We start from the raw sequence: 25,994 nt of genomic DNA, 5'->3' as shown, positions 1-25,994 counted from the left end.
GGGCAGTGCGGCCGGGCGCACGGGGCGGTCGCCCGGCCCGGTTCGAAGGCCCTCAGCGGGCCCGGTTCAGGGTCTGGAGGGCGGCCCGCAGCAGCTGCGCCACCTGCGGGGTGCCGCCCGCGGCCACGGCGGCCTCGGCCTGCGGGGCGACGGCCGCGACCGCGTCCTCGGCCTCGCGGGGCGCGTATCCGAGGCCGACGAGGGCGGCGTGCAGCTGGTCGCCCCAGCCGGGGGCGGCGGCGGCCGCGGCGGGGCGGCCCACCGGCTCGCCGAGCCGGTCCTTGAGCTCGAGCAGCAGCCGCTGCGCGCCCTTCTTGCCGATCCCGGGGACGGCGGTCAGCGCCTTCTCGTCGCCGGTGGACACGGCGAGCCGCAGCGCGTCGGGCGAGTGGACGGCCAGCATCGCCTGGGCGAGCCGGGGGCCGACCCCGCTGGCGGTCTGGAGCAGCTCGAAGACCTGGCGCTCGTCGTCGTCCGCGAAGCCGTAGAGGGTGAGGGAGTCCTCGCGGACCACGAGGGAGGTGGCGAGCCGGGCGGGCTGGCCGACGCGCAGCCCGGACAGCGTGTTCGGAGTGCACTGGAGGGCCATACCGACCCCGCCGACCTCGACGACGGCGATATCCGGGCCGACGGCCGCGACCGGGCCGGAGACGAACGCGATCATGAAATACGGCCTTTCGTGGTGCGGTGGGCGGCGACGGCCTGCTGGAGCCGGTTGGTCGCGGGCGCCCGCCAGATGTGGCAGATGGCCAGCGCCAGCGCGTCGGCGGCGTCGGCGGGTTTCGGCGGGGCGTCGAGCCGCAGCAGCCGGGTGACCATCGAGCCGACCTGCGCCTTGTCGGCGCGCCCGGATCCGGTCACGGCCGCCTTGACCTCGCTCGGCGTGTGGAGCACGACCGGCAGCCCCCGGCGGGCGGCGCAGAGCATCGCGACCGCGCTCGCCTGGGCGGTGCCCATGACCGTTCGCACATTGTGCTGGCTGAACACCCGCTCCACCGCCACGACTTCGGGCCGGTGGGCCTCCAGCCACTCCTCCAGGCCACGCTCGACGAGCACCAGTCGGTCGCCGATCTGGGCGTCCGCCGGAGTCCGTATGACACCGACCCCGAGCATGCGCAGCGGCCGCCCCGCGACCCCCTCGACCACGCCGACGCCACACCGGGTCAGCCCCGGGTCCACGCCCAGCACCCGCACCGCGCCCCTCCCCATCGCCGCTTTCGATCACCTGCTCGGAGCGTAGCGGGCGCCACTGACAAAGGGCCCCACCGACAACGACGGGCCGGTGGGGTGTGTCCCCGCCGGCCCGTGCGCCGCTGGTCTCGCCTCAGGCGTCCACCTTGGCCATGACCTCGTCGGAGACGTCGAAGTTGGCGAAGACGTTCTGCACGTCGTCGCTGTCCTCCAGCGCGTCGATCAGCCTGAAGATCTTCCGCGCCGCCTCCTCCTCCAGCTCGACCTGCATGGTGGGCACGAAGTTGGCCTCGGCGGAGTCGTAGTCGATGCCCTCCTTCTGGAGCGCGGTGCGGACCGCGACCAGGTCGGTGGCCTCGCTGATCACCTCGAAGGACTCGCCGAGGTCGTTGACCTCCTCGGCGCCCGCCTCCAGCACCGCGCCCAGCACGTCGTCCTCGGTCAGCTCACCCTTGGGGACGATCACCACGCCCTTGCGGTTGAACAGGTACGACACCGACCCCGGGTCCGCCATGGATCCGCCGTTGCGCGTCATGGCGACGCGCACGTCGGAGGCGGCGCGGTTGCGGTTGTCGGTCAGGCACTCGATGAGCACCGCGACACCGTTCGGCCCGTAGCCCTCGTACATGATCGTCTCGTATTCGGCGCCACCCGCCTCGAGCCCGGCGCCGCGCTTGACCGCGCTGTCGATGTTCTTGTTCGGCACGGACTGCTTCTTCGCCTTCTGGATGGCGTCGAAGAGGGTGGGGTTGCCGTCGGGGTCGGCGCCGCCCATGCGGGCAGCGACCTCGACGTTCTTGATGAGCTTGGCGAAGAGCTTGCCGCGCTTGGCGTCGATCACGGCCTTCTTGTGCTTCGTCGTAGCCCATTTAGAGTGGCCGGACATCCGCCTGTCTCCTTCGCTTAACCCAGTGCTGTACGAACGTCTGAGATCCTACCGGGACCGTGTCATCCGGCGGACCTCACGATGTCGACGAACAGCGCGTGTACCCGGTGATCGCCGGTCAGTTCGGGGTGGAACGACGTCGCGAGCACATTGCCCTGCCGCACGGCGACGGCGTGGTCCCCGTATGTGGCGAGCACCTCGACGCCCGCGCCCACGGACTCCACCCACGGCGCCCGGATGAAGACGCCCTCGACCGGGCCGCCCTCGACGCCCGCGACCTCGACCGCAGCCTCGAAGGACTCGTTCTGGCGACCGAAGGCATTGCGGCGCACCGTCATGTCGATGCCGCCGAAGGTCTCCTGGTCGTCCCGGCCGTCGAGGATCTTGTCCGCGACCATGATCATGCCCGCGCAGGTGCCGTACACCGGCATCCCGGCCCGCACCCGCTCGCGCAGCGGCTCCAGCATCCCGAAGATGACGGCGAGCTTGGACATGGTGGTGGACTCCCCACCGGGGATCACCAGGCCGCTGACCTCAGCGAGCTCCTCGGCCCGGCGAACCGGCCGGGCCTCGGTGCCGGCCGCGGCGAGCGCGGCGAGGTGTTCGCGGACATCGCCCTGAAGGGCGAGCACTCCGATGGACATGGAACCTCTCGGGACGGAGCGGGAAAGGGGCAGACGGCCCGCGCGGGCCGTCCACCGGCAAGCGGTCGGTGCGGTTACCAGCCGGTCCTTTACCAGCCGCGGTTGGCGTAGCGCTCGCCCTCGGGGAGGGTGTCGCAGTTGATGCCGACCATGGCCTCACCCAGGTTGCGGGACACCTCAGCGACGACCTTCGGGTCGTCGTAGAAGGTGGTGGCCTTGACGATCGCGGCGGCGCGCTTGGCCGGGTCGCCGGACTTGAAGATGCCGGAGCCCACGAAGACGCCCTCGGCGCCGAGCTGACGCATCAGAGCGGCGTCGGCCGGGGTGGCCACACCACCGGCGGAGAACAGCACCACCGGCAGCTTGCCGAGCTCGGCGACCTCCTTGACCAGCTCGTACGGGGCGCGCAGCTCCTTGGCCGCGGCGTACAGCTCGTGGTTGTCCAGGCCCTTGAGCCGGGCGATCTCGCCCTTGATCTGCCGCAGGTGGCGGACCGCCTCGACGACGTTGCCGGTGCCGGCCTCGCCCTTCGAACGGATCATCGCCGCACCCTCGGCGATCCGGCGCAGCGCCTCGCCCAGGTTGGTGGCGCCACAGACGAACGGCGTGGTGAAGGACCACTTGTCGCTGTGGTTGACCTCGTCGGCGGGGGTGAGGACCTCGGACTCGTCGATGTAGTCCACGCCCAGGGCCTGGAGCACCTGCGCCTCGACGAAGTGGCCGATCCGGGACTTGGCCATCACCGGGATGGAGACCGCGCTGATGATCCCGTCGATCATGTCCGGGTCGGACATCCGGGCCACGCCGCCGTCCTTGCGGATGTCGGCCGGAACGCGCTCGAGGGCCATGACCGCGACGGCGCCCGCGTCCTCAGCGATCTTCGCTTCCTCCGGCGTGACGACGTCCATGATCACGCCGCCCTTGAGCTGCTCGGCCATGCCGCGCTTGACGCGCGCGGTGCCGGTCTCGGGGGTCTGGGGCGTGCTGGCGGGCGTGATGGACACGTTTGACCTCACTCGATGATGAATGGTGCGATGAGCCCATCGTAGGGCCGTTCGATAGACAAAAGCCGCCCGGGTGGTCCCCGGACAAGGGCCAATCGCGGGGCGGTGGCCTCAACCGACCTGCGCCGTCAGGGCCGCCGGAGGCTCGTCGTCCATCTCGAACGCCATCGGGAAAGGGGCATGGCCCGCGAGCCGGAACCAGCGCACCTTGCGGTGCCGGCGCAGGGCCCGCGCCGCGCGCACCGCGTCATTGTGGAACCGCCGGGCCATCGGCACCCGCCGCACCGCCTCCGTCAGCTCACCCAGCGCCGCCTCGCCCCCCGGCGCCTCCCGCACCGCCTCGACCTGTCCACTCTCCGCGAACACCGCGCGCAGCGCCTGGCTCAGCTCGCTCTCGGCGACCTCGCGCTGCTCCTCCTCCGCCTGCCGCGCCGCGTGCGCGGCCTGGTACAGCACCATCGAGGCCGCCGGATCGAGCACCCCGGCGGTGGCCAGCTCCTGCGCGACCGAGGCCCGCCGCAGCAGCTGCGCGTCGAGCGCCGCGCGCGCCGCGTCCAGCCGGCTGTGCAGCCGGTCCAGCCGCCCCGCGGTCCAGCTCAGATAGACAGCGACGACGACCAGAAGGGCCACGATCCAGATCAAAGTGGTCACGCCGGGCCACGCTACCTGCTGCCCACCGCGCCCCCACTCACCGCCGGAAGCCAAAGGCTGGGGCTAACCCCGGGCCAGCCCCAGCCGGGCCCGCAACCCCGCGCGCTCGTCCGCGGCCACCGACGCCGCCCCGTCCGCCACCGTCTCGTACACCGCCAGGATGTCCGCCCCGACCGTCTCCCAGTCGAACCGGCGCACATGCCGACTGCCCCGCTCCCGCAGCTCCGCGCGCCGCCCCGGGTCGCCCAGCAACCCGATCGCGGCCCGCGCCAGCGCGTCCGCGTCCTCATTGGCGAACAGCTGCCCCGCCGCTCCCCCGTCCAGCACCTGCGCGAACGCGTCCAGGTCGCTGGCCAGCACGGGCGCGCCCGCCGACATCGCCTCGACGAGGATGATGCCGAAGCTCTCCCCGCCCGTGTTCGGCGCGACATACACATCCACGCTGCGCAGCAGCCGCGCCTTGTCCTCGTCGCTCACCATGCCCAGGAACTCCACCCGGCGGCGCATCTCCTCGGGCAGCGTGGCCACGGCCTCCTCCTCGTCACCACGCCCGGCGACCAGCAGCCGCGCCCCGGGCCGGGCGGCGAGGATCTCCGGCAGGGCCCGCATCAGGACCGGCAGGCCCTTCCTGGGCTCGTCGATGCGGCCCATGAAGCCGATCGTCTCCCCCTGCCACTCCTTCTTGGGCTCCGCGCCGGCGAAAAACCGCACATCGACGCCGTTGGGGATGACGACCGCGTCCCCGCCCAGGTGCTCGACCAGCGTCCGCCGCGCGTACTCGCTCACCGCGATCCGGGCGCTGATCTTCTCCAGCGCGGGCTGAAGGATCGGATACGCCGCGATCATCGCCCGGGAACGCGGGTTCGAGGTGTGAAAAGTCGCCACGATCGGGCCCTGCGCCGCCCAGCACGCGAGCAGCCCCAGCGAGGGCGAGGCGGGCTCATGGATGTGGATCACGTCGAACGCGCCGTCGTGCAGCCAGCGCCGCACCCGCGCCGCGGAGAGAAAGCCGAAGTTGAGCCGCGCGACCGAGCCGTTGTACGGCACCGGCACGGCCCGCCCGGCGGAGACGACATACGGCGGCAGCGGCGTCTCGTCGTCCGCCGGAGCCAGCACCGACACCTCGTGCCCGCGCCGGATCAGGTGCTCGGCCAGGTCACGGATGTGGAACTGGACGCCACCGGGGACATCCCACGAGTACGGGCAGACGATCCCGATCCTCACCGCTCCTCCGTTCCGGAGCCGTCGCCGGCGCCGGGAGCGCCACCCGGACGGGGCCCGAGATCCGCCAGCCAGAGCCGCTGAAGCATGTGCCAGTCCTGTGGGTGGTCGGCGATCCCGGCGGCGAACACGTCGGCGAGCTCCTGCGTCATGACCGCGGCCTTCTCCGCACTGGTGCCCATCGAGGGGACCTCGATCGGCGGATGCACCCGCCCCCGCATCACCGGGGACGCGTCGTACCAGAGGGTGACCGGCAGCAGCAGCGCACCCGTCCTTGCCGCCAGTATGGCGGGCCCGGCGGGCATCTTGGCCGACTCGCCGAAGAACTTCACCTCAACTCCAGACGCCGACAGATCCCGGTCGGCGACCAGACACACCAGCCCGCCCGCCCGCAGCCGCCGCGCCAGCGTCCCGAAGGCGCTCCCGCCGGTGTGCGGCAGCACCTCCATGCCCAGGCCCTCCCGGTAGGCCACGAAGCGGTCGTACAGCGCCTCGGGCTTGAGCCGCTCCGCGACGGTGGTGAACGGCACGCCCAGCTCGGTGGTGACCCACGCCCCGGCCAGGTCCCAGTTGGCCATGTGCGGCAGCGCCAGCACCACCCCGCGGCCGCTCGCCAGACCGTCCGTGAGGTTGTGCAGGCCCTCGGGGTCGAACCCGCCGCGGACGCGCCGCTCGCTCCAGGCCGGCAGCCGGAAGGACTCCATCCAGTAGCGCAGATACGAGCGCATCCCGGCCCGGGACAGCTCGGCCAGGCGCCGCGGGGAGGCACCGGGCACGACGCGCGCCAGATTGGCCTCCAGGCGCAGCACCCCCTTGCCGCGCCGCTTCCACGCCACATCGGCGATCCGCTGCCCGAGCGCCGTCGCGACCGGTTCGGGGAGCTTCTTGACCGTGCTCCAGCCGAGCCCGTACAGCGCGTCGGTCAGCTTCTCGCTCACCGCGTCTCGCCTCCCTGGACCACCGCCCGGTCCGCCGCGTCCGCCTCGGCCGCCTCACGGCGCACCGTCACCACGCGCTGGATCAAGGTCACCGCGCTGCCGACGGCCACGATCCACAGGGCGATCGGCAGCAGCACCTCGATATGCGGCACACCGAACTTGTGCAGCCCGGAGAAACCGCAGGCCACCAGCGAGATCACCAGCCGCTCGGCGCGCTCGACCAGCCCGTTGACCTTGACCGGCAGGCCAATGCTCTCGCCCCTGGCCTTGGTGTACGAGACCACCTGGCCGCTGGCCAGGCAGAAGATCGCCACCGCGCACAGCGCGTTGTCGTTCCCGCCTCCGGCATACCACAGCGCGAGACCGCCGAAGATCGCTCCGTCCGCGACCCGGTCGAGCGTGGAGTCGAGGAACGCCCCCCAGCGGCTGGAGCGCCCGAGCTGGCGCGCCATATTGCCGTCGACCAGATCCGAGAAGACGAAAAGGGTGATGACGACCGTGCCCCAGAAGAACTCCCCCCGCGGGTAGAAGACCAGGGCACCCGCGACCACACCGCCCGTCCCGGCGAGGGTCACCGCGTCGGGGCTGACCCCCAGGCGGATGAGCAGGGCGGCGAACGGGGTGAGAACACGCGTGAAGAATGCACGCGCGTACTTGTTCAGCATGGCCTTCCCGGGGGGTCGAAACGGACCGGGTGGTCAACGGGCCACCGGCTGGCCCATCGTAGCCACGCCCCAAGGGGCCACCGCGCACGCATCGGGATGCGCGGGGCCGACGCCCCGGCGACGCCCGGATGTGCGACGTATGGACGCACCATGGCCTCGGTGGAAAGCTCGAAGTATCGCGGATCTCGACCTGGAGGCGAGACATGGGCGACAAAACGAGCACGCAATCAGGGGCCGCCGGAAGGGCGGCGACGGCCGACCGGCCCAGCTCCGTACGGAACGTGGTGCTGGTCGGCCACAGCGGATGCGGAAAGACAACACTGGTGGAAGCCCTCGCGCTGGCCACCGGAGCGATCAACCGGGCGGGCAGGGTCGAGGACGGCGGATGCCTGTCCGACTACGACGAGATCGAGCACCGGCAGCAGCGCTCGGTCCAGCTGTCCCTCGTCCCCGTCGCCTGGGACGGGGTGAAGATCAACCTTCTGGATACCCCGGGGTACGCCGACTTCGTCGGGGAGCTGAGGGCCGGTCTGCGGGCAGCGGACGCGGCCCTCTTCGTCGTCTCGGCGTCCCAGGACGCCCTGGGCATCGCGGGCGCGACCCGCATGGTGTGGGACGAGTGCGCGGCCGTCGGAATGCCGCGCGCCCTGGTCATCACGCACCTGGAGGCGGCACGCGCCTCCTTCGAGGAGATGACCGAGCTGTGCCGGGAGACCTTCGGCGGCGACGACCCCGACGCGGTGCTGCCCCTGTATCTGCCGCTGCGTGGCGAACCCGGACCGGACGGGCACGCCCCCGTCACCGGGCTGATCGGACTCCTCTCCCAGCGGGTGTACGACTACGCCTCGGGCGTACGGACCGACGCGGCGCCCGCGCCCGACCAGCTGCCGCTGGTCGAGGAGGCCCGCAACCGGCTCATCGAGGGGATCATCGCCGAGAGCGAGGACGAGACCCTCATGGACCGCTACCTCGGCGGCGAGGAGATCGACGTCAAGACGCTCATCGGGGATCTGGAGAAGGCCGTGGCCCGCGGCTCCTTCCACCCCGTGCTGGCCGCCGCGCCCGCCCTTGAGGGCTCGAAACAGGGCCTGGGCACCACCGAACTGCTCGAGCTGATCACCGGCGGCTTCCCGACCCCCCTGGAACGGGAGGCCCCCACCGTCACCACCCCGGAGGGCAAGCCCCGCCCACGGCTGGACTGCGACCCCCAGGGCCCGCTGGCCGCCGAGGTGGTCAAGACCTCCTCGGACCCGTATGTCGGCCGGATCTCCCTGGTGCGGGTCTTCTCCGGGACGCTGCGCCCGGACGAGACCGTGCATGTGTCCGGCCACGGCCTCACGGACCGCGGTCACGAGGACCATGACGTGGACGAGCGGGTGGGCGCCCTCACCACGCCCTTCGGCAAGGCACAGCGCATGCTCAACCAGGCCATCGCGGGCGATCTGGCCTGCGTCGCCAAGCTGAACCGCGCCGAGACCGGGGACACCCTCTCCGCCAGGGACCAGCCGCTGCTGATGGAGCCCTGGGAGATGCCCGACCCGCTGCTGCCCGTCGCGATCCGGGCGCACAGCAAGGCCGACGAGGACAAGCTGTCCCAGGGGCTCGGCCGGCTGGTCGCCGAGGACCCGACGATGCGCCTCGAACAGAACCAGGACACCCACCAGGTGGTGCTGTGGTGCCTGGGCGAGGCCCATATGGACGTCGCGCTGGAGCGGCTGCGCTCCCGGTACGGCGTGCAGGTGGACGCGGTGCCGTACAAGGTGTCGCTGCGCGAGACGTTCGGCGGCCGTTCCGCCGGGCGCGGGCGGCACGTCAAGCAGTCGGGCGGGCACGGACAGTACGCGATCTGCGAGATCGAGGTGGAGCCGCTGCCCGAGGGCTCCGGCATCGAATTCGTGGACAAGGTCGTCGGCGGGGCGGTGCCCCGGCAGTTCATCCCCTCCGTCGAGAAAGGCGTGCGCGCGCAGGCGGCGCGGGGCGTGGCCGCCGGCTACCCCCTGGTCGATGTGCGGGTGACCCTGCTGGACGGCAAGGCCCACTCGGTGGACTCCTCCGACGCCGCCTTCCAGACGGCGGGCGCGCTCGCGCTGCGGGAAGCCGCCGCCGACGTCCGGATCCATCTCCTGGAGCCGGTCGTCGAGGTGTCGGTCCTGGTGTCCGACGAATACGTCGGCGCGGTCATGAGCGACCTGTCGGGCCGGCGCGGCCGGGTCGTGGGCACCGAACAGTCGGGCGGCGGCCAGACGCTGATCCGGGCGGAGGTCCCCGAGATCGAGATCGGCCGGTACGCCGTCGACCTGAGATCGCTGTCGCACGGCACCGGGCGGTTCAGCCGCTCGTACGCCCGCCATGAACCGATGCCCGCGCAGCTGGCCGACCGGATCCAGGAACAGGCCGAGGCCTGAGGCACGTTCGCCGAGCGCCCGCCCCAACTCGCGTGGGGCGGGCGGCCGAGCGCGGTTGTCCACAGGCTTGCGACGCCCTGGCGACAGGGACCGCACACCCCGATACGCTGAGGTCGCAGCTCAAGCAGTATGCGCTATTGGGGGCGTTGGTGACGGCGGACGTATTCGACTTCAGCCCGGGGGCGCAGATCCCGCTCTCCGGCGCGGCAGGCCAGACCGCGGCGACGCAGGCGCTCGCCTCGGCCGCCTATCGCGACGGCCCGGCGGACAAGCTCCTCGATGCCAACTCGGAGTGGACGGTCTCCGAGGTCAAACCACCGAAGATCTCTCTGTTCGAGCCCAATCTGGGCGAGGCGTTCTCGCGCGCGGTGCAGATGCGGATGCTCGGCGGCGGCCGCGGCCAGGTGATCCAGTCCTTCGGCATGGAGCCGCAGACGGTGGTCGAGCACTGCCTGGCGGCCAACCGCATCCGCAAGACCCGGGATGCCCGGCTCACCGTGGTCATGGCGGTCTTCGGGCTGCTCTTCCTCCCCGGGGTGCTGCTGTGGCTCGGCGCCTTCCAGCTGCGGCGCACCGTCGCCGGATCCCAGGACAAGCGGATGGGGGCGCTCGGCACCATCTTTCTGGCGGCGCTCGCCGTGGTGACCCTCATCTTCCTGATCAAGCTCCCCTTCGACGGGTTCTTGGGCCTCTATCTGCGCGGCGTTATCGTCGCCCCCGTCATCGGGTGGTACGTGGCCAAGCAGATCAGTGAGCGCACGGCCAAGAACCTCCGGGAGGCCTGGAGCGGCCTGCTGTCGGGCGGCGGGATCGGCGCGAAGGTCCCCGAGACCGTGCCGAACCACCCCGGCCAGACCTCGGCCGAGGAGCTGCGCAAGGCGCTGCACAAGCTCACCGCCGAGCAGCACAGCAATGTGGTCTTCTACGCCGGCGCCAAGGGGATACTCGGCATGGGCACGCGCTGGGGCAGCTGGCAGCTCGCCGAGGATCTGGTGTCGGCCGACCCCGACAAGGAGATCGACCCGTTCCGCAGCTGGGACGTGATACGCGCGATCCATGACCAGCTGCGGATGCTGGAGCGCAGCCCCCTGCACACCGGAGGCTTCCCCACCCCCTCGGTGCGCCATTGGGTGGTCTCGGCGGTCGGCGAGGGGGCCAAGTCGGTGGCGCGCGGCGGCACCTCGGAGGGGGAGGGCTTCCAGATAAAGGGCGTCGAGCTCCAGCGGATCTGCGACGAGCAGCAGTTCGACTCCGGCGACCGGCACTACCTGGGCGTGCAGTTCGTCCTCTGGGACGGCCAGCTGGTGATCACCTTGCTGATCACGGTGACCCTCCTGCACAAGACCATGCGGATCGAGGTCACCGGCCATGCGCTGGGCCCGGTGCACCCCCTGTTCACCACCAAGCCCTCCGCGCCCTCCAAGACGGTCAGCAAGACCTTCAGGTTCTGGGAGACCAAGTCCATCCCGCTGCCCCTGGTGGACGCGAAAGAGGTGGTGCGGCTGGCCGTCCGCGCCCCCTTCACCTGGTACCCGCCGCTGCTGGACTACCTGGGCGGCAAGCTGGCCCTGCCCGAGCCTTTCGGCCTGCGCCACGCCTGGGCGGACAAGCCCTGGCGCCACCGGTTCATGGCGGACGACGCAATGCGCACCGCCACCCCGGTGCTGCGGGTGGTCCACGAGGCGGCGATCGGCGTGCTGAAGCACCACGGTGTGAACACCGAGCGCTTCGGCAACCGCTCGCTGGCGCTCAGCGGCCAGGTCCAGGACGCGGCCCCGAAGAAGGCCGACCTGTACGACGCGTAGCCGGTCACCGGCCCCGGCCCCGGCCGCACGGCCGGGGCCGGGGCCGTCACCGCGGGAAGGCCGGAGGTCAGGCCCGCGGCCAGGCGTCGGCGAGCATCCGGCGGGTGTCGGCCAGCAGTTGGGGCAGCACCTTGGTGTGGCCGACCACGGGCATGAAGTTGGTGTCCCCACCCCAGCGCGGCACCACATGCTGATGCAGATGGGCAGCGATCCCGGCGCCCGCGGAAGCCCCTTGGTTCAGCCCAATATTGAAACCGTGCGCGCCCGAGGCGGTACGCAGCGCGACCATCGCGGCCTTGGTGAACTCCGCGAGCTCGACCGTCTCCGCGGCGTCCAGCTCGGTGTAGTCGGCCACATGCCGGAAGGGGACGACCATGAGGTGTCCGCCGTTGTACGGGTACAGGTTCAGCACGGCGTAGACATGCCGGCCCCGAGCGAGGATCAGCCCGTCCTCATCGGACTTCTCCGGGATGGAGCAGAACGGGCAGCCGTCCCCGGCACCCGGGCCGGTGGGTTTGTTCTCGCCTTGGATGTACGCCATCCGGTGGGGTGTCCACAGGCGCTGGAACGCGTCGGGCGTCCCCACTCCGATCTGCTGCTCCGGCTCACTCGTCATGCGGGCCAGCATATTCGTCCAGGGCCGATGAGGATGCGGTGAGGGGCGACCCCGTTCGGGGCCGCCCCTCGAATGCGTAGCCCCACGCGTGCGGGGCCGAGATCACACCTGGATCCGGCGCTCCACGGCGTCAAGGATCTCGGCGATCGCCTCCGCCTTGGGAATCCCGTTCTTCTGCGAGCCGTCCCGGTAGCGGAAGCTGACCGCCCCGGCCGCCATGTCGTCGTCACCAGCGATGATCATGAACGGGATCTTGGCGCGCTGAGCATTGCGGATCTTCTTCTGCATCCGGTCCGAGGAAGAGTCCACCTCCACCCGCAGCCCCTTCGCCTTGGCCGCCGCCGCGAACTCCTCCAGGTACGGCACATGGCTGTCGCCGATCGGGATGCCCACCGCCTGGACCGGCGCGAGCCAGACCGGGAAGGCGCCCGCGTAGTGCTCGAGCAGCACCGCGAAGAACCGCTCGATGCTCCCGAACAGGGCCCGGTGGAGCATGATCGGCTGCTGCCGCGAGCCGTCCGCCGCCGTGTACTCCAGCTCGAACCGGGCGGGCTGGTTGAAGTCGACCTGGATGGTCGACATCTGCCAGGTGCGGCCGATCGCGTCCTTCGCCTGGACCGAGATCTTGGGCCCGTAGTAGGCCGCGCCGCCCGGGTCCATGACCAGCTCGAGGCCCTGCTTCTCAGCGGCCTGCCGCAGCAGGTCGGTGGCCTCGGCCCACTGCTCGTCCGACCCGATGAACTTGTCGCTGTCGTCCCGGGTGGACAGCTCCAGGTAGAAGTCGCTCAGGCCGTAGTCGCGGAGCAGGTCGAGCACGAAGGTGAGCAGGGAGTCCAGCTCGTCCGGCGCCTGCTCCCTGGTGCAGTAGATGTGCGAGTCGTCCTGGGTGAAGCCGCGGGCCCGGGTGAGGCCGTGCACGACGCCCGACTTCTCGTAGCGGTAGACCGTGCCGAACTCGAACAGCCGCAGCGGCAGCTCTCGGTAGGACCGCCCGCGCGCCCTGAAGATCAGGTTGTGCATCGGGCAGTTCATGGCCTTGAGGTAGTAGTCCTGCCCCTCGAACTCCATGGGGGGGAACATGCCCTCCATGTAGTGCGGCAGGTGCCCCGAGGTCTCGAACAGCTTGGCCTTGGTGATGTGCGGGGTGTTGACGAACTCGTAGCCGGCCTCTTCGTGCCGCTTCCGCGAGTACGCCTCCATCTCCCGGCGGATGATCCCGCCCTTGGGATGGAACACCGCGAGGCCCGACCCCAGCTCGTCGGGGAAGGAGAACAGGTCCAGCTCGGAGCCCAGCTTGCGGTGGTCGCGCTTCTCGGCCTCCACCAGGAAGTCCAGATACGCCTTCAGCTCGTCCTTGGTCGGCCAGGCGGTGCCGTAGATCCGCTGGAGCTGCGGGTTCTTCTCGCTGCCGCGCCAGTACGCGGCGGCGCTGCGCATCAGCTTGAACGCCGGGATGTTCCGGGTGGTGGGCAGGTGCGGCCCCCGGCACAGGTCCTTCCAGCACAGCTCGCCGCTCTTCGCGTCGAGGTTGTCGTAGATGGTCAGCTCACCGGCGCCGACCTCGGCGGACGCGCCCTCGGCGGCCTCCGCGGCCGATCCCTTGAGCCCGATCAGCTCCAGCTTGTACGGCTCGGCCGCCAGCTCCTCGCGCGCGGCCTCGTCGGTGACGGGGCGGCGGGAGAACTTCTGGCCCCGCTTGATGATCTCCTGCATCTTCTTCTCGATGCGCTTGAGATCGTCCGGGTGGAACGGGGTCTCGACGTCGAAGTCGTAGTAGAAGCCGTCCTTGATCGGCGGGCCGATGCCGAGCTTGGCCTCCGGGAAGAGCTCCTGCACGGCCTGCGCCATCACATGCGCGGTGGAGTGGCGCAGGATGTCCAGGCCGTCCTGGCTGGTGATCTCGACCGGCTCGACCTCGTCGCCCTCGGCGACCTCGTACGCCAGGTCCTTCAGCTGCCCGCCCACGCGCGCGGCCACGATCGAGCGGTCGCCGTCGAACAGGGCCGCCGCCGTCGTGCCCGTGGTCACCACGCGCTCTTCCCGCTCGGAATCGCGTTGGATGATCACACGGACGTCTGACACCGGTCTCTCCTGACTGATGGATCACTCGGAGCAGCGATTGCTGCGCAGCGTGAATCGTACCGAGCCCGGGGGCCGGACCGCGAAACGGTTACGGGGACGATCACGGCCGCGCATGGGCCCGGCCGGAGCCCGCCTTCGGGGCGCCGGGGGTCCTGGTCAGGGTGTCAGGGCTCGTCGCGCGCCTCCTCGGGCCCGCCGCACGCCTCCTCGAAGAAGGCCGCGACGCCCAAATGCTCTTGCATCGACTTCAGCAGCCGGTCCCGCTCGGCCTCGTCGACCTGCACCGGTGTGACGTCCGTGGCCCCCGTGATCCGCCGGAACCCGCCCCGGCTCTCCAGCCTGCCGCTCACCCGGATCGGCAGCCCCACCAGATGGGCGTGGACGGCGATCCGGTAGTCGTCCTCCCCCAGCGTGATCCGCACCTGGGCCACCTCGGCGCCGGCGAGCACCCGCAGCCGGACCGTGCCGGGGCCGCCGGGCCCCGTGCGGCGCAGCCGCACCACCGCGCCGGTGACCCGCACCGGCACGGGCGGCTCGGCCCGTTCGTAGCGGGCGCCGGCCTCCCGCAGGGCCGGCAGGTCGCCGGGGCTGAACTCCACCGGGTCCGGCCGGGCCGCCGAGCCGCGCGGCGGCCCGGCCCCGGGCGACCACTCCAGCGCCACCCGGGCCCCCTCCGTCCCCTCGACGAGGGCGACGACCGCCTCGGTCAGCTCACGGCTCACGCCCGCCTCGACGGCGGCGTCGAAGGCCTCCTGCCTGCCGGTGGCCCGCTGGTAGTCCACCGCGTCGCGGAGCCCGTACAGCGCGTGCAGCAGGGTCGCGGTGACGGCCCGCCCGCGCTCCACCGGCACGAAGACGGTCAGCTCGCGCCCGTCGGGGCCGGCCGGGCCGACCAGGACGCGCTCCAGGGCCGCCTCGGCCTCGCGGCGGTGCCGCGCCCCGTGGTAGCCCGCCCGCCCCCGGGCGGCGAGCGCACCGGCCAGCAGCGTGGCGCGGGCGGCGGCGCGCAGCCGCTCCTGCGCGCTCCAGGCGGGGGCGCCCGCGCGGGGCTCGGGCACCTCGCGCCGCCAGCGGATCTCGTCGCTGGGCACGGCCAGGCCGATCAGCACCTCGCGGGCGGACGGCGCGGCGCTGCGGGCCAGCGCGGTCATCGCCTCGCCGAGCAGGTCGGCGCTGTCGGGGAACTCCCGGCTCTGCGGCACCAGCAGGCTGGTGCCGCCGGCCGGGTCGCCCGGCGGGGTCCACCGCCCGTACCGCCCCGCCGCTCCCCCGCGCCGCCGCCAGCCGTGGCGGGCCAGCAGTGCGCCGAGCACGGCGGGGTCCACCTCGTCCGGGGACGGGACGGGCGGGGTGGCTGGGAAGGGCGGGGTGGCTGGGGTGGGTACGGGCTCGCGTCGGTACCGGTCCATCAGGGTCTCCCTCCCGCCCCGACCCGGGCCATGATCTCGCAGAGCGCGCGGTCGTCGAAGACCCGCGAGGTCGGGATCCGCACGGTGGTCCGGCGGCTGCCCGTGACAGGGTGGCCGGCCAGATTGGTCCAGTAGCAGCAGTGGCGCAGGGCGAGCCGGTCGTGGCTTGCGCGTACCCAGTCGTCGCGGGCGCGGGGCACGATCATCACGACGAGGATCTTGTGGACCGACACCGGGGTGCGGGCCAGCTTGATCAGGTGATCGTTGTCGAGCGTGAAGGAGAAGGTCGGCCCGGGCGGGCGGGGCGCGAGCTGGTAGGTGGCCTTGAGCTGCACCTTGATCGTCACTTCGTCGTCGACGGTGTGGCCGCGCGCGCTGTGGCTGAGGTGCCAGTCGATGCCGTGGTCGGGGAAGGGCTGCGCCAGGGAGCAGCCGGCCGCCGCGGCGACCGCGTGCAGATAGCCCACCTGAAGGGTCTCCATGCAGGCGGTGGTGGCGAGGGAGCCTCGCGGCGGGGCGATCCGCTCGGGCAGCAGACTGCTCGCCGACGCGGCCGGGTCGGGCTGCGCGAGCGCCATGTCGTCGAGCGCCTTCCGGTGTTGCCGGTCAGTTCCGCAGGGCTCGGTCATCCCCCGGCTACGACAGGGGCGTTATAGCCCATACATGTGTGTTGTCTCCGCGTCAGGCCGTGTGCAAACGGCGGCGGTTCGAGCCGTTGTCCTCGGGTATCACCAGGTGGGGCGGGGTTGTAGGTGCCATTTGGTGAGCGAGCACGAGGAGTTGAGGCCATGCCGTCCTGGTTCGAGGGGCCTCTCGCCGCATTCGACACGGAGACCACGGGAATCGACGTCGAGCAGGACCGGATCGTGTCCGCCGCGCTGGTGGTCCAGCGTGGGGCCGGAAGCCTGCCGGAGACACGGCGCTGGCTGGTGAGCCCGGGCATACCGGTGCCCGAAGCGGCGAGCGCGATACACGGGTTGACCGACGCCCATCTCCAGCGGCACGGCAGGTGGCCCGCCCCGGTGGTGGACGAGGTGGCGCGGGCGCTCGCCGAGCAGGCCGCGCGGGGCACCCCGGTGGTGGTGATGAACGCCCCGTTCGATCTGACCTTGCTGGACCGGGAGTTGCGGCGGCATCGCAACTCGAGCCTGTCCTCGTATGTCTCGCTGCGCTCGCTGGCCATCCTCGACCCCCGGGTGCTGGACAAGCACCTCGACCGGTACCGCAAGGGCCGCCGCACCCTCACCGACCTGTGTGCGCATTACGGTGTGGAGTTGACGGGCGCCCACGACGCGGCCGCGGACGCCACGGCCGCCCTGGACGTGGTGCGGGCGGTGGGCCGCCGCTTCACCTCCCGCCTGGGGACGATGACGCCCACCGAACTGCACGACCGGCAGACGGTGTGGTACGCGGCGCAGGCTCGCGGGCTCCAGGCGTGGTTCGCGCTCAACGGCTCCGAGGAGACCTGTGACCCGGCCTGGCCGCTGCGGCCGGAGCTGCCCGCCGCGGCGTAGGTGTCCGGTGTCCGCGGACGCGCCCCCAGATGCGTCGAGGCCGGGCCGCCTGCTGGCGGCCCGGCCTCGTGAGGTGGGCGATACTGGGTTCGAACCAGTGACCTCTTCGGTGTGAACGAAGCGCTCTCCCACTGAGCTAATCGCCCCGGTGTCCCGGCGGGGTACTCCCCGGTGGAACGACCTGAACAATACAGGTCGTGGTGGGTTTCGTTCAAACCGAATGAGCGCCGGGCGGCCGCGCGGCCAGCCGCGCCCGCAGCCCCCGCCGCCCGCCGCGCATCATCAGCGCGTGGTTGAGGCGGAAGAGCGGGCGGCCGGGGAGCGCGAAGAGGCGCAGCAGCGGCTTGCGGACCACCACATCCTGCTCGAAGCGGGCGCGTGCGCCGCTGCCGCGGGCGGTCACGGTCCAGCGCGCCCACCCCTCCAGATCGCCGGAGAACGTCATCTCCAGCACCCCGGCCGCCGGGTCCTGGCGCGCCCCGCGGACGGTGATGACCAGGTCGTACGGGATCATGGACCGGAAGCGGGCGGTGCCGGTCCGCTCGTCGCTCCTGACCGCCTCCCGGACCTGTGGCCACCACCCGGGGTAGTCGTCGCCCGCCGCGAGCAGCCGGTAGACGGCGGCGGGCGGGGCGTCGAGGTCCCAGTGGCTCCGGAAGCGGTAACGGCACCAGTCCATCCCACCAGTCTGCGGCGGATCCGGCCCGGGAGCGGCCCGCCGGGCCGACGGGCCGCTCCGGTTCCGGTCAGCCCGGCAGCTTGTCCCCGATCAGCGCGAGGTTCTGGATGGCGGCCAGCCCGTACTGGGCGGTGGAGTTGGTGGACACCCAGGTGGCCTCGACACCGGGCTCCAGCACCGCGGGTCCCTCCACCTTGGCCGTCTTCCAGTCGGTCGTGGCGTCGGGGTAGCCGTCCCCCTGGGAGAACTTCTGCCAGGCGCGCTTGATCAGGGCCTCGTCCTTCGCTTGCACCCCGGCGTACGCGTCGAGCCGCGAGTGGCCCTGGAAGAGCAGCAGTGAGCCGAAGTCCGTGCCGTAGCGGGCCTTCTGCTCGGCCTTGGTGGCGTTGAAGTAGCGGCAGTAGTCCAGCCAGGCCTCCTTGAACTTCGGGAGGTCGACGAGGTCGATCAGCTCGGCGCACATCTCGACCAGGCCGAAGACGGCGGACAGATGCGAGACGCTGACCTTCGCCTCGGTCTCGACGGCGTACTTGCCGGTGGCGAGGTCGTAGAGCCCGGAGCCCTGCACGAAGCCGTTGGGCTGGGCGGCGATGGTCTCCATGGTGCTGCGCAGCCTGGCCTCGGCCTTCTCCGCCTTGGGGCCGCGCCGCTCCCATTCGGTGAGCCACGCCCCGGCGAGCCCGCTCCAGTCGGTGCCGAAGCCGATGGACAGGGCGTGTGGGTCCGGCTCGTAGTCGGGGTCGGTGCGGACCTTGCGCTGCGGGTCGAGGACGAGGAAGGTCTCGTCGGAGTCGACGAGGGCGCTCATCAGGTCGCCGACGCGCTCGTCGCCGGTGAGGTAGTAGTAGGGGCGCCGGTAGACGGCGGTGGAGATGCGCTGCTGCTTGGCGCTGTCCGCGAAGTGCTGTACGCCGTGGCGGGTGCCGAGGCCGGCCCATGTCCCGAGGTGGTAGACGTCCACTTCGCCGGTGTGGCGGGTCATGGCTTCCGCGAACCGGAAGATGTCGGCGCGGCCGGAGCGCAGATAGGCGTACCAGAGCCACAGGTCGGGGGACAGCTCGGAGTTGTCCCAGGCGTAGCCGCCGACGTCGTACCGCCACTGGTGCCGGTCCTCGTCGTAGGTGTGCATGATGTCGCCGTAATCCCAGAACCCGTACCAGCGGCGCTGTTCGACCTGGCCCTTGTGGTAGGTGAAGAGGAAGTCCAGGTGGTCCTCGATGTTCGCCTTGGCGGCGGTCGAGCGGTCCACGGGGGCGAACAGGCCGCCGAAGACCTTGGCGCGGGCCAGGTCGGCGGGGGCGGCGGCCAGTTGCGGCGGGGTGCGCACGGCGGCGGCCTGGGCGACGAGGGCCTCGGCGCCGGGGGTGGTCTCGTTGGCCCAGAACATCAGCTCGCTGGTGCGCGCGATGCCGTACGGGGTGCCGAACTCCGGCTCGTAGTCCTCGTAGGTGATGTTGAGGCCTTCGAGCTGCTCGGGGTAGGTGTCCTGGCCCAGGCCGTCGTGGTAGAAGCGCAGGTCCATCGGCTGGGCCTCGGGCGACCACAGCCACAGGGTGACCTCGGCCTCGTCGCCCGCGGCGCCCCGGATGTCGAGCTGGGCGGGGAACTTCTCCCAGAAGTCGCGCAGCCCGAAGGACAGTCCGCCGCTGACGCCGCCCACATAGCCGAAGCCGCCCGCCCGGCCGCCCCCGCCCGCGGGGATCCAGCCGTGGCCCGGCTTGGTGCGCTTGCGCAGCGCGAAGCCGTCGGCGGACAGCTGGGAGAGGGTGTAGTCGCCCCAGGTGGGGATGAGGTGCAGCCGGGTGGTCACCCGCTGGTCCCAGGTGGCCGGGTCGGGCAGCTTCTCGCCCTTGAACTGGGCCTTGCGGACGGCGGCGCCGGGGTCGCGGCGCAGCCCGGTGATGCCCTTGACCGCCTCGGTCAGAAACCCCTTGCCCTCGCCCGCGATCCGGATGTGCCGGTCGTACGCCTCGTCGCGCATGGGTACGGAGAAGCGCACGCCCAGGCCGCGGATGAAGTCCTTCTCCTGGTCGCCGTCGAAGGTGATGGTGTGGACCATGCGGAAGGAGTCGGCGCCCGCGTAGAAGTAGAGCCGGACGCTGAAGGGGAGCCAGCGGCGGCCGCCCTTGCGGTGCTTGCCGTCGATGCGGACGACGGCGCGGACGGGGCCCTTCTGCTCGACCTCGGCGCCGCTGATCTCGCCGTCGAACCGCTCCCACTTGGCGCTGCCGTGGTCGCCGTCGTCGATGTCGCCCTGGCGGAGCAGGACCAGCCGGCCGTCGCGGGCGATCTCGGTGCCGCCGCGGGTGACGGAGCGTACGAGCTCCCCGCCGTCCTTGCCGACCACGACCTTGATCACCCCGGTGTCCACGGTGATCCTGCCGCCGCTCTCGGCGACGGTGACCTTCTTGGCGGGCGCCGCGGGCTCGCCGGCCGTGAGGCGGTACGTCTTGGCGCCGTCGAGCCCGTCCGCCGCCGCGTGTGCGGTCCACTTGAGCGAGCCGTCCGGCCAGTAGGCGGTGGCCCAGGTCTGTAGGGGCACGTCCTTGCCGTCGGCCGTGGCCAGCGCGAACTTCTGGTCCGCGGGCCGGGCCCCCTTCGGCCACGGCACGCCGAAGGTGCTGCCCGCGGCCGCGCCGAGGCCGCCGTCCTCCAGCCAGGTGATGTCCACGGAATCGTCAGCCGCCTTGTCGGCGGCCGCGGCCTGCTGGGCGTTGCCGGCCAGCAGCCAGGAGAACGGGGCCGCGGCGCCGGCGACGGCGGCGGCCTTGAGGACGTTGCGTCGGGGGATCGGAGACATGCGCAACCTTTCAACGGGGGTCAGGTGCATCACATGGGTGGCTCGCTAGGGGGCCCTGTGGCGGGCCACCGTCAGGCTCGGGCGCGCCGCTCCACCGCGACGGCACAGGCCGCGAGGGCTCCGACCGCGGGTGCGGCCAGCGGCAGCAGTTGCCAGGTGGCGACGGTGACCACCGCGAGCCCGCCGACGAGCAGCAGCGACCCGCCCAGGTCGGCGCCGAGGCCGCGGCGCACAGCGGCCCGGGCCACGGCGGGCCAGCCGAGGCCGGGCCGCCATTGGGCCGCGGTGCGCAGTCCGAGCACGATCGCCGTGAGCGTCCCCGTCACGCTCACGGCGATCAGTACGGGCCCTCCGGGCAGCGCCCCGGAGCGGGCCACGCGCAGATCGAAGGCGAGCAGCGCGAGCGCCGCCCACCACAGGAGGGAGAACCGCCAGCCGCTGCGCGTCGCCTCCCGCAGCCCGGAGAGGAAGTCCCGCCAGGTGGAGCGCTCGCCGTCCAGGTGGCGGCGCAGATGCGCGCAGCCGGCCGCGAAGGCGGGCAGCAGGGTGACCACGGGCAGCGCGGCGAGCACCACCCACACCCCGGTCAGCAGACTCTCGGCGAACACGGAGAAGAGGAACAGCCGCGATTCCCGCCGCGACGCCGCCCGCCCGCCCCGCGTCCGGGGGCTGGTCTCCCGTACGTCCATGGGGCCGCCCCTCAGCCCTTGAGCCCGGAGGTCGCCGCGCCCTCGACCAGATAGCGCTGGAAGGCGAGGAAGAACAGCAGCACGGGCGCCAGGGCCACCAGCGACATGGCGACCATGCCGCCGTAGTCGGCGACGGTGTCCTGGTCGATGAACATCTTCAGCCCGAGCGAGACCGTGTACTTGTCCGTGGTGTTCAGATACAGCAGGGGTCCGATGAAGTCGTTCCAGGACCAGATGAAGCTGAAGATCGCGCTCGTGATCAGGGCCGGGCGGCACAGCGGGAGCACGATGTTCCAGTAGATGCGCAGATGGCCGCAGCCGTCGATACGGGCCGCCTCGTCCAGCTCCGTGGGGAGGTTGCGCATGAACTGCATCATCAGGAAGACGAAGAAGGCGTCCACGGCCAGGTATTTGCCGAGCAGCAACGGCCAGAAGGTGTTGATCAGGTCGAGCTTCTGGAACAGCACGTACTGCGGAATGATCAGCACCTGGAAGGGCAGCAGCAGCGTGGCGATCATGACCGTGAACAGCGCGTTGCGCCCGGCGAAGCGGATCCTGGCGAAGGCGTAGGCCGCCAGGGAGCAGGAGAACAGCACCCCGATCACCGAACCCACCGAGATGAACAGCGAGTTGTAGAAGAAGCTGGTGATCGGGATGTCGGCGATGCCCTCCGACAGCCGCCGGTAGTTGTCGGTGATGGGGTCGGTGGGCAGCAGCTCCAGGCTGCCGACGATCTTGTCGCCGGGCTTGAACGAGGCGCCGATCACCCACACCACGGGGTAGAGGATCACGGCCAGCAGCGCGAGCGCCCCCACATGCCAGCCCACGGACCGCACCCTGCGCCGGGCCGTACTGGTCAACGCACTCACCGGGCATCCTCCTCGTAGTGCACCCAGCCGCGCTGAGTCTTGAACAGCACCACCGTCACCAGACCGATGCCGAGCATCAGCATCCACGCCATCGCGGAGGCGTAGCCCATGCGCATATTGCGGAAGCCCTGCTCGTACAGGTACCAGGTGTAGACCAGCAGCGAGTCGGCCGGACCGCCCGCCCCGGAGCCTCCGGTGCCGCCGATGACCACCGCCGAGGTGAAGACCTGGAACGAGTGGATGATCTCCAGCAGCAGATTGAAGAAGAGCACCGGGGAAATCATCGGCAGGGTGATGGAACGGAACCGGCGCCAGGGCCCCGCGCCGTCCATCTCCGCGGCCTCGTACAGCTCGCGGGGCACCTGCTTGAGCCCGGCCAGGAAGATCACCATCGGGGCGCCGAACTGCCAGACGGTCAGCGTGATGAGCGTGGGCAGCATCCAGTCCGGGTCACCGATCCAGCCGCCCACGTCCCAGCCGAAGAGACTCATCGACTTGTCGACGATCGCATCGTCCTGGAAGATCGACCGCCACACGATGCCGATGCTGACGCTGGCGCCGATCAGGGACGGGGCGTAGAAGGCCGAGCGGTAAAAGCCCTGCCCTTTACGGGGCTTGACCAGCAGCATCGCCACGCCGAGCGCGATCAGCAGCTTCAGCGGGGTGCCGATCAGGACGTACTTCAGGGTGACGTCGACCGAGTTCCACCACCGGTCGTCGTCGAACATCTCCTGGAAGTTCTTCAGCCCGACCCACTTGGGCGAGTCGAAGAGGTTGTAGTCGGTGAACGCCAGGTAGAGCGAGACGAGCATCGGGCCGAGGGTGAGCAGCAGGATCCCGATGCACCACGGCGTCAGGAAGAGATACCCGGCCAGCGTCTCCCGGCGCGCCCGCCGCCGCGCGAGGGCGGCGGGCGCGGGCGGCGGGGCCTCGGCCTTCCGCGGCGCGGATCCCTTCCGGCCGAGGTCGTCCGCCACGGAGGTCTTGGTAGGGGTCACGGAAGATCTCCTCAGGAGCCGAGCGCGGTCTTCGCCTCGCTGAAGAACTGGTCCACGGCGTCGTCCACCGAGGTCTTGCCCTGGTTGACCTGGCCGTAGATACGCAGGAAGGCGGCCTCGGCGACATCCGCGCCGGCCGGGTGCGGGGTGATCGGCTCCAGCTTGTCGGTGACGCTCTCCTCGTACTGGGCGATCTTGGCGTTCACTCCGGTGGGCTTGAACGCGTCGTACTGCGCGTTGGTGGGCAGCACCCCGCGGTTGTAGCCCATGATCTTGCCGACCTCGGGGTCATGGGTCATGAAGTCGATGAACTGCGCGACTTCCTTGGGGTGCTTGGTGCGGTTGGAGCCGCTCAGCATCAGCGAGGAGAGGTACTGTCCGGTCCGCTTCCCGTCCAGGGTCGGGATCGGGCCGAGGTCGAGTTCGGTCTTGGTCTCGGCGGCGAAGCGGACCAGGAAGTTGTCCCAGGTGAACTCGGCGGCGGCGAGGTCGCCGCTGATCGTGGCCTTCGGCTTGACCTGCTCGCTCTTCTTGGCCGGGACCAGCACGCCGTCCTTGTTCTTCGCGTACCAGTCGCCCCACCACTTCTTGAGGTCGTCCTCGGTGAAGCCGAGCTTCTTGTCCTCGGTGAAGAAGGCCTTGCCCTCCTGGCGCAGATACAGGTCGTAGAGGTACATCACCCCGGCGTTGTCACTGGCGCCGTAGAGGTCCCCCTTGTCCTGGCTGACCTTCTCGGCGGCGGAGAAGAACTCGTCCCAGGTCCACCCGTCCTTGGGGGTCACCCCGATCTTCTTGAACTCGGCGGGGTTGTAGAACATGGCAAAGGTGTTGACGCCGACCGGCACACCGTAGAGCTTGCCGTCGACCTCACCGGCCTTCTCCAGGCCGGACCGGAAGTCCTTCATGCTCAGGTTTCCGGCTTTCACCTGCTGATTCAGGTCCAGCAGAATGTTCTTCTCGCCGTACTTGCGCAGGAAAGCGACCGAGTTCTGGAAGACATCGGGCGGGTTTCCGCCCGCGGCCTGGGTGTTGAACTTGCTCCAGAAGTCGGCGTACTCGGCGAAATCCGTCTTCACCTCGATATTCGGATATTTCTTCTCGAACAGCGCGACCGTCTTCTGGATCAGTTCGGCGCGGTCCTTCGCGCCCCACCAGGAGTAGCGGATGGTCACCTTGCCATCGCCCGAGCCACTGCTCCCGCCGCATCCCGAGGCCAGCAGCCCCAGCCCGAGCAGACCCACCGCGGCCGCTCGCAACCCTCTGCCGCCCCGCACCCATCGAGCACCCATGAGACGCCCCTCCCGGGCATGTCATCCGACCGCCCAACGAGCCTTGAAACGTTTTAGGCAAGCGCTTGCCGGGCTAAGTTATGAAGGTAGGTCCGGAGACGTCAACGGTTCGGACAGGATCGATTCGAAGCGCTTCACCCGAGCGACCCGATCAGGTCGTCACCGCGGGTGACAACGCCGAGGGCCCGGAGGCATCAAAGCCTCCGGGCCCTCGGTCCAGGGTGGGCGATACTGGGTTCGAACCAGTGACCTCTTCGGTGTGAACGAAGCGCTCTCCCACTGAGCTAATCGCCCTGGCGCACGCCCAACCCTAGCGCATGCCGGACGGTGCCCTTCACCAACCGCACCGGCCTCACCAGGGGCGACTCACTCCTTGATCTTCCACGGCATGACCAGCCCGAACTTCCACACGTACACGGTCACCGCCGCCGCGCAGATCACCACCCCGATCGTGGTCAGAATCAGATTGCGCTTGCGCACCCGGGGATCCAGGGCGCGCTGCGCCGCCTCCGTGACCTTCCGCTTGGTCCAGCGCAGCACCAGCTGGGCCCAGACGAACTCGGTCGCCCAGATCGCCATGCCGGCGAAGATCACCAGCCATCCCGGGCCGGGCAGCGGCAGCATGATGATGCCTATGATCACGACCGCGAGCCCGACGATGAACACCCCGACCTGCCAGCTCAGATGCAGCGCCCGGGACTTCTGGATGAACTGCGGCGCCCGCGAGCCGAAACCCGGCCCACCAGAGGCGCTCTCCCCCGCTGCGGCCTGCGAGGCCGCCGATTTGGCGACTTCCTGCCGCTCGTCACTCTCCGCGTTCATGTGACCCAACTTACCTGATCGAAAAGAGTCACCGGAATGGCGGTACCCGCCGCCCGGAGACTCCGCTGCTAGAGCTACTGGAAGGACCACAAAACGGTCAGAGGGGTTTACAACGGCACCGTAGGTGGCATGTCGATTTCGCCGACGTGCGAATCCCCGAGCGCACACTGAGCGAAAGGCCCTGGCGCTTATGAACACCACGGTCAGCTGCGAGCTGCACCTGCGCCTCGTTGTGTCGAGCGAGTCCTCACTGCCTGTACCCGCGGGCCTGCGGTACGACACGGCCGATCCCTACGCCGTGCACGCCACCTTCCACACCGGAGCCGAAGAGACGGTCGAATGGGTGTTCGCCCGCGACCTGCTCGCCGAGGGCCTGCACCGGCCCACCGGCACCGGCGACGTCCGCGTGTGGCCGTCCCGCAGCCATGGGCAGGGCGTCGTCTGCATCGCCCTGAGCTCCCCAGAGGGAGAGGCACTGCTCGAAGCCCCGGCGCGGGCCCTGGAGTCGTTCCTGAAGCGGACCGACGCCGCGGTGCCACCCGGCACCGAGCACCGCCACTTCGATCTCGACACCGAGCTCTCCCACATCCTGGCGGAGAGCTGAGCCCCGGCGAGAGCTGAGCGCGGCCGTCCGACTCGGGGAGACGGCGCGAGCCCGGCCGCGACAGGAAGACAGCGACATATCGACAACGGCATACGGCAGGCGGCGGTGGCGGCGGCCCGGGGGGGGGCCCCGCGGAGGGCCCCCCCAATAATGCCCCCCCCCGGCGGGATGGCCCCAAAGAAGGGGGGGAAGGTACTGGGGGGGGCCAGCAGC

At 70.8% G+C, this 25,994-nt stretch carries 24 protein-coding genes and 2 tRNA genes; 4 read left to right on the top strand and 22 right to left on the bottom strand.

The features are described from left to right. Window positions 1–52: 52 nt before the first annotated feature. The 9 genes from ruvA to pgsA all read right to left on the bottom strand — a co-directional run bounded on the left by ruvA (window position 53) and on the right by pgsA (window position 7,200). Entirely contained in the window at window positions 53–664 is a 612-nt protein-coding gene (gene ruvA, locus ACZ4WQ_RS33535) for a Holliday junction branch migration protein RuvA (RefSeq protein ID WP_398375449.1), read from the bottom strand. Then, window positions 661–1,194, bottom strand: a complete 534-nt coding sequence (ruvC, locus tag ACZ4WQ_RS33530; protein WP_311725906.1) for a crossover junction endodeoxyribonuclease RuvC — start codon at window positions 1,192–1,194, stop codon at window positions 661–663. Before ruvC ends, ruvA begins: the two co-directional genes overlap by 4 nt. Window positions 1,195–1,324: 130 nt before the next feature. Continuing rightward, on the bottom strand, window positions 1,325–2,077 hold the full coding sequence (locus tag ACZ4WQ_RS33525) for a YebC/PmpR family DNA-binding transcriptional regulator (RefSeq protein WP_311725793.1): 753 nt from the start codon (window positions 2,075–2,077) through the stop codon (window positions 1,325–1,327). Window positions 2,078–2,139: 62 nt separating this feature from the next. Beyond that, complete coding sequence (gene pdxT, locus ACZ4WQ_RS33520; RefSeq protein WP_311725792.1) at window positions 2,140–2,721, bottom strand: pyridoxal 5'-phosphate synthase glutaminase subunit PdxT; 582 nt, start codon at window positions 2,719–2,721, stop codon at window positions 2,140–2,142. A gap of 89 nt (window positions 2,722–2,810) precedes the next feature. After that, complete coding sequence (gene pdxS, locus ACZ4WQ_RS33515; protein WP_311725791.1) at window positions 2,811–3,725, bottom strand: pyridoxal 5'-phosphate synthase lyase subunit PdxS; 915 nt, start codon at window positions 3,723–3,725, stop codon at window positions 2,811–2,813. Window positions 3,726–3,836: 111 nt separating this feature from the next. Further along, window positions 3,837–4,376, bottom strand: a complete 540-nt coding sequence (locus ACZ4WQ_RS33510; RefSeq protein WP_311725790.1) for a hypothetical protein — start codon at window positions 4,374–4,376, stop codon at window positions 3,837–3,839. A gap of 63 nt (window positions 4,377–4,439) precedes the next feature. Then, the gene (locus tag ACZ4WQ_RS33505) at window positions 4,440–5,600 is read right to left on the bottom strand and encodes a glycosyltransferase family 4 protein (RefSeq protein ID WP_385345608.1); all 1,161 of its coding nucleotides are present in this window, start codon (window positions 5,598–5,600) and stop codon (window positions 4,440–4,442) included. Beyond that, window positions 5,597–6,535, bottom strand: coding sequence for a phosphatidylinositol mannoside acyltransferase (locus ACZ4WQ_RS33500; protein ID WP_398375447.1), 939 nt, complete (start codon window positions 6,533–6,535; stop codon window positions 5,597–5,599). Before ACZ4WQ_RS33500 ends, ACZ4WQ_RS33505 begins: the two co-directional genes overlap by 4 nt. Continuing rightward, window positions 6,532–7,200, bottom strand: a complete 669-nt coding sequence (gene pgsA / locus ACZ4WQ_RS33495; RefSeq protein ID WP_311725787.1) for a phosphatidylinositol phosphate synthase — start codon at window positions 7,198–7,200, stop codon at window positions 6,532–6,534. The genes ACZ4WQ_RS33500 and pgsA overlap by 4 nt, the downstream gene beginning before the upstream one ends. Window positions 7,201–7,403: 203 nt before the next feature. Between pgsA and ACZ4WQ_RS33490 the strand changes: the two genes are divergently transcribed. Both ACZ4WQ_RS33490 and ACZ4WQ_RS33485 read left to right on the top strand, forming a co-directional pair. Continuing rightward, window positions 7,404–9,605 carry an elongation factor G-like protein EF-G2 gene (locus ACZ4WQ_RS33490; RefSeq protein WP_398375445.1) on the top strand — a complete coding sequence of 734 codons (2,202 nt, stop codon included), beginning with the start codon at window positions 7,404–7,406 and terminating at the stop codon, window positions 9,603–9,605. 149 nt (window positions 9,606–9,754) lie between these two features. Continuing rightward, window positions 9,755–11,410: a hypothetical protein gene (locus tag ACZ4WQ_RS33485; RefSeq protein WP_311725785.1), complete on the top strand. Its 1,656-nt coding sequence runs from the start codon at window positions 9,755–9,757 to the stop codon at window positions 11,408–11,410. A 67-nt stretch (window positions 11,411–11,477) separates the two neighbouring features. On the opposite strand, the gene ACZ4WQ_RS33480 is transcribed toward ACZ4WQ_RS33485, so the two are convergent. The 4 genes from ACZ4WQ_RS33480 to ACZ4WQ_RS33465 all read right to left on the bottom strand — a co-directional run bounded on the left by ACZ4WQ_RS33480 (window position 11,478) and on the right by ACZ4WQ_RS33465 (window position 16,095). Then, window positions 11,478–12,038 (bottom strand): HIT family protein, encoded by a 561-nt coding sequence (locus ACZ4WQ_RS33480; protein ID WP_311725784.1) that lies wholly within the window; start codon window positions 12,036–12,038, stop codon window positions 11,478–11,480. 90 nt (window positions 12,039–12,128) lie between these two features. Further along, entirely contained in the window at window positions 12,129–14,108 is a 1,980-nt protein-coding gene (gene thrS / locus ACZ4WQ_RS33475) for a threonine--tRNA ligase (RefSeq protein ID WP_398375443.1), read from the bottom strand. 164 nt (window positions 14,109–14,272) lie between these two features. Further along, a complete protein-coding gene (locus ACZ4WQ_RS33470) occupies window positions 14,273–15,517 on the bottom strand; it encodes a hypothetical protein (RefSeq protein WP_311725782.1) in 1,245 nt (414 codons plus the stop codon). Beyond that, window positions 15,517–16,095 carry a DUF4365 domain-containing protein gene (locus ACZ4WQ_RS33465; protein ID WP_311725781.1) on the bottom strand — a complete coding sequence of 193 codons (579 nt, stop codon included), beginning with the start codon at window positions 16,093–16,095 and terminating at the stop codon, window positions 15,517–15,519. The genes ACZ4WQ_RS33470 and ACZ4WQ_RS33465 overlap by 1 nt, the downstream gene beginning before the upstream one ends. 210 nt (window positions 16,096–16,305) lie before the next feature. Here ACZ4WQ_RS33465 and ACZ4WQ_RS33460 point away from each other — a divergent pair, with 210 nt between their 5' ends. Then, the gene (locus ACZ4WQ_RS33460; RefSeq protein WP_311725780.1) at window positions 16,306–17,031 is read left to right on the top strand and encodes a 3'-5' exonuclease; all 726 of its coding nucleotides are present in this window, start codon (window positions 16,306–16,308) and stop codon (window positions 17,029–17,031) included. A 74-nt stretch (window positions 17,032–17,105) separates the two neighbouring features. Here the strand turns inward: ACZ4WQ_RS33460 and ACZ4WQ_RS33455 are convergent. From ACZ4WQ_RS33455 to ACZ4WQ_RS33415, 9 genes are all read right to left on the bottom strand, one after another. Then, window positions 17,106–17,177, bottom strand: a tRNA-Val gene (locus ACZ4WQ_RS33455). A 65-nt stretch (window positions 17,178–17,242) separates the two neighbouring features. Beyond that, window positions 17,243–17,710 carry an SRPBCC family protein gene (locus tag ACZ4WQ_RS33450; RefSeq protein WP_398375440.1) on the bottom strand — a complete coding sequence of 156 codons (468 nt, stop codon included), beginning with the start codon at window positions 17,708–17,710 and terminating at the stop codon, window positions 17,243–17,245. 67 nt (window positions 17,711–17,777) lie between these two features. Continuing rightward, window positions 17,778–20,510, bottom strand: coding sequence for an exo-rhamnogalacturonan lyase family protein (locus ACZ4WQ_RS33445; RefSeq protein WP_398375438.1), 2,733 nt, complete (start codon window positions 20,508–20,510; stop codon window positions 17,778–17,780). 71 nt (window positions 20,511–20,581) lie between these two features. Beyond that, window positions 20,582–21,199 carry a DUF624 domain-containing protein gene (locus ACZ4WQ_RS33440; protein WP_311725777.1) on the bottom strand — a complete coding sequence of 206 codons (618 nt, stop codon included), beginning with the start codon at window positions 21,197–21,199 and terminating at the stop codon, window positions 20,582–20,584. A gap of 11 nt (window positions 21,200–21,210) precedes the next feature. After that, on the bottom strand, window positions 21,211–22,068 hold the full coding sequence (locus tag ACZ4WQ_RS33435; protein ID WP_311725776.1) for a carbohydrate ABC transporter permease: 858 nt from the start codon (window positions 22,066–22,068) through the stop codon (window positions 21,211–21,213). Next, complete coding sequence (locus ACZ4WQ_RS33430; RefSeq protein ID WP_311725775.1) at window positions 22,065–23,066, bottom strand: carbohydrate ABC transporter permease; 1,002 nt, start codon at window positions 23,064–23,066, stop codon at window positions 22,065–22,067. Before ACZ4WQ_RS33430 ends, ACZ4WQ_RS33435 begins: the two co-directional genes overlap by 4 nt. Before the next feature lie 11 nt (window positions 23,067–23,077). Then, window positions 23,078–24,355: an ABC transporter substrate-binding protein gene (locus ACZ4WQ_RS33425; protein ID WP_311725774.1), complete on the bottom strand. Its 1,278-nt coding sequence runs from the start codon at window positions 24,353–24,355 to the stop codon at window positions 23,078–23,080. Window positions 24,356–24,577: 222 nt separating this feature from the next. Beyond that, window positions 24,578–24,649, bottom strand: a tRNA-Val gene (locus ACZ4WQ_RS33420). Window positions 24,650–24,721: 72 nt separating this feature from the next. Beyond that, entirely contained in the window at window positions 24,722–25,177 is a 456-nt protein-coding gene (locus ACZ4WQ_RS33415; protein WP_311725773.1) for a TIGR02611 family protein, read from the bottom strand. Between the two features lie 190 nt (window positions 25,178–25,367). Between ACZ4WQ_RS33415 and ACZ4WQ_RS33410 the strand changes: the two genes are divergently transcribed. Next, window positions 25,368–25,781: an SsgA family sporulation/cell division regulator gene (locus ACZ4WQ_RS33410; protein ID WP_003959770.1), complete on the top strand. Its 414-nt coding sequence runs from the start codon at window positions 25,368–25,370 to the stop codon at window positions 25,779–25,781. Window positions 25,782–25,994 lie beyond the last annotated feature (213 nt).

The organism is Streptomyces sp. NPDC028305, assembly GCF_055569495.1.
This window is presented reverse-complemented; position numbering and strand designations above follow the sequence as displayed.

Excerpts from the sequence above, each read along its gene's own strand:
- ACZ4WQ_RS33490 (WP_398375445.1), top strand. The coding sequence starts at position 7,404 with ATGGGCGACAAAACGAGCACGCAATCAGGGGCCGCCGGAAGGGCGGCG.
- ACZ4WQ_RS33415 (WP_311725773.1), bottom strand. The coding sequence starts at position 25,177 with ATGAACGCGGAGAGTGACGAGCGGCAGGAAGTCGCCAAATCGGCGGCC.
- ACZ4WQ_RS33445 (WP_398375438.1), bottom strand. The coding sequence starts at position 20,510 with ATGTCTCCGATCCCCCGACGCAACGTCCTCAAGGCCGCCGCCGTCGCC.
- ACZ4WQ_RS33450 (WP_398375440.1), bottom strand. The coding sequence starts at position 17,710 with ATGGACTGGTGCCGTTACCGCTTCCGGAGCCACTGGGACCTCGACGCC.
- ACZ4WQ_RS33440 (WP_311725777.1), bottom strand. The coding sequence starts at position 21,199 with ATGGACGTACGGGAGACCAGCCCCCGGACGCGGGGCGGGCGGGCGGCG.
- ACZ4WQ_RS33425 (WP_311725774.1), bottom strand. The coding sequence starts at position 24,355 with ATGGGTGCTCGATGGGTGCGGGGCGGCAGAGGGTTGCGAGCGGCCGCG.
- ACZ4WQ_RS33480 (WP_311725784.1), bottom strand. The coding sequence starts at position 12,038 with ATGCTGGCCCGCATGACGAGTGAGCCGGAGCAGCAGATCGGAGTGGGG.
- ACZ4WQ_RS33460 (WP_311725780.1), top strand. The coding sequence starts at position 16,306 with ATGCCGTCCTGGTTCGAGGGGCCTCTCGCCGCATTCGACACGGAGACC.
- ACZ4WQ_RS33465 (WP_311725781.1), bottom strand. The coding sequence starts at position 16,095 with ATGGCGCTCGCGCAGCCCGACCCGGCCGCGTCGGCGAGCAGTCTGCTG.
- ruvA (WP_398375449.1), bottom strand. The coding sequence starts at position 664 with ATGATCGCGTTCGTCTCCGGCCCGGTCGCGGCCGTCGGCCCGGATATC.
- ACZ4WQ_RS33525 (WP_311725793.1), bottom strand. The coding sequence starts at position 2,077 with ATGTCCGGCCACTCTAAATGGGCTACGACGAAGCACAAGAAGGCCGTG.
- ACZ4WQ_RS33410 (WP_003959770.1), top strand. The coding sequence starts at position 25,368 with ATGAACACCACGGTCAGCTGCGAGCTGCACCTGCGCCTCGTTGTGTCG.
- pdxT (WP_311725792.1), bottom strand. The coding sequence starts at position 2,721 with ATGTCCATCGGAGTGCTCGCCCTTCAGGGCGATGTCCGCGAACACCTC.
- ACZ4WQ_RS33470 (WP_311725782.1), bottom strand. The coding sequence starts at position 15,517 with ATGGACCGGTACCGACGCGAGCCCGTACCCACCCCAGCCACCCCGCCC.
- pgsA (WP_311725787.1), bottom strand. The coding sequence starts at position 7,200 with ATGCTGAACAAGTACGCGCGTGCATTCTTCACGCGTGTTCTCACCCCG.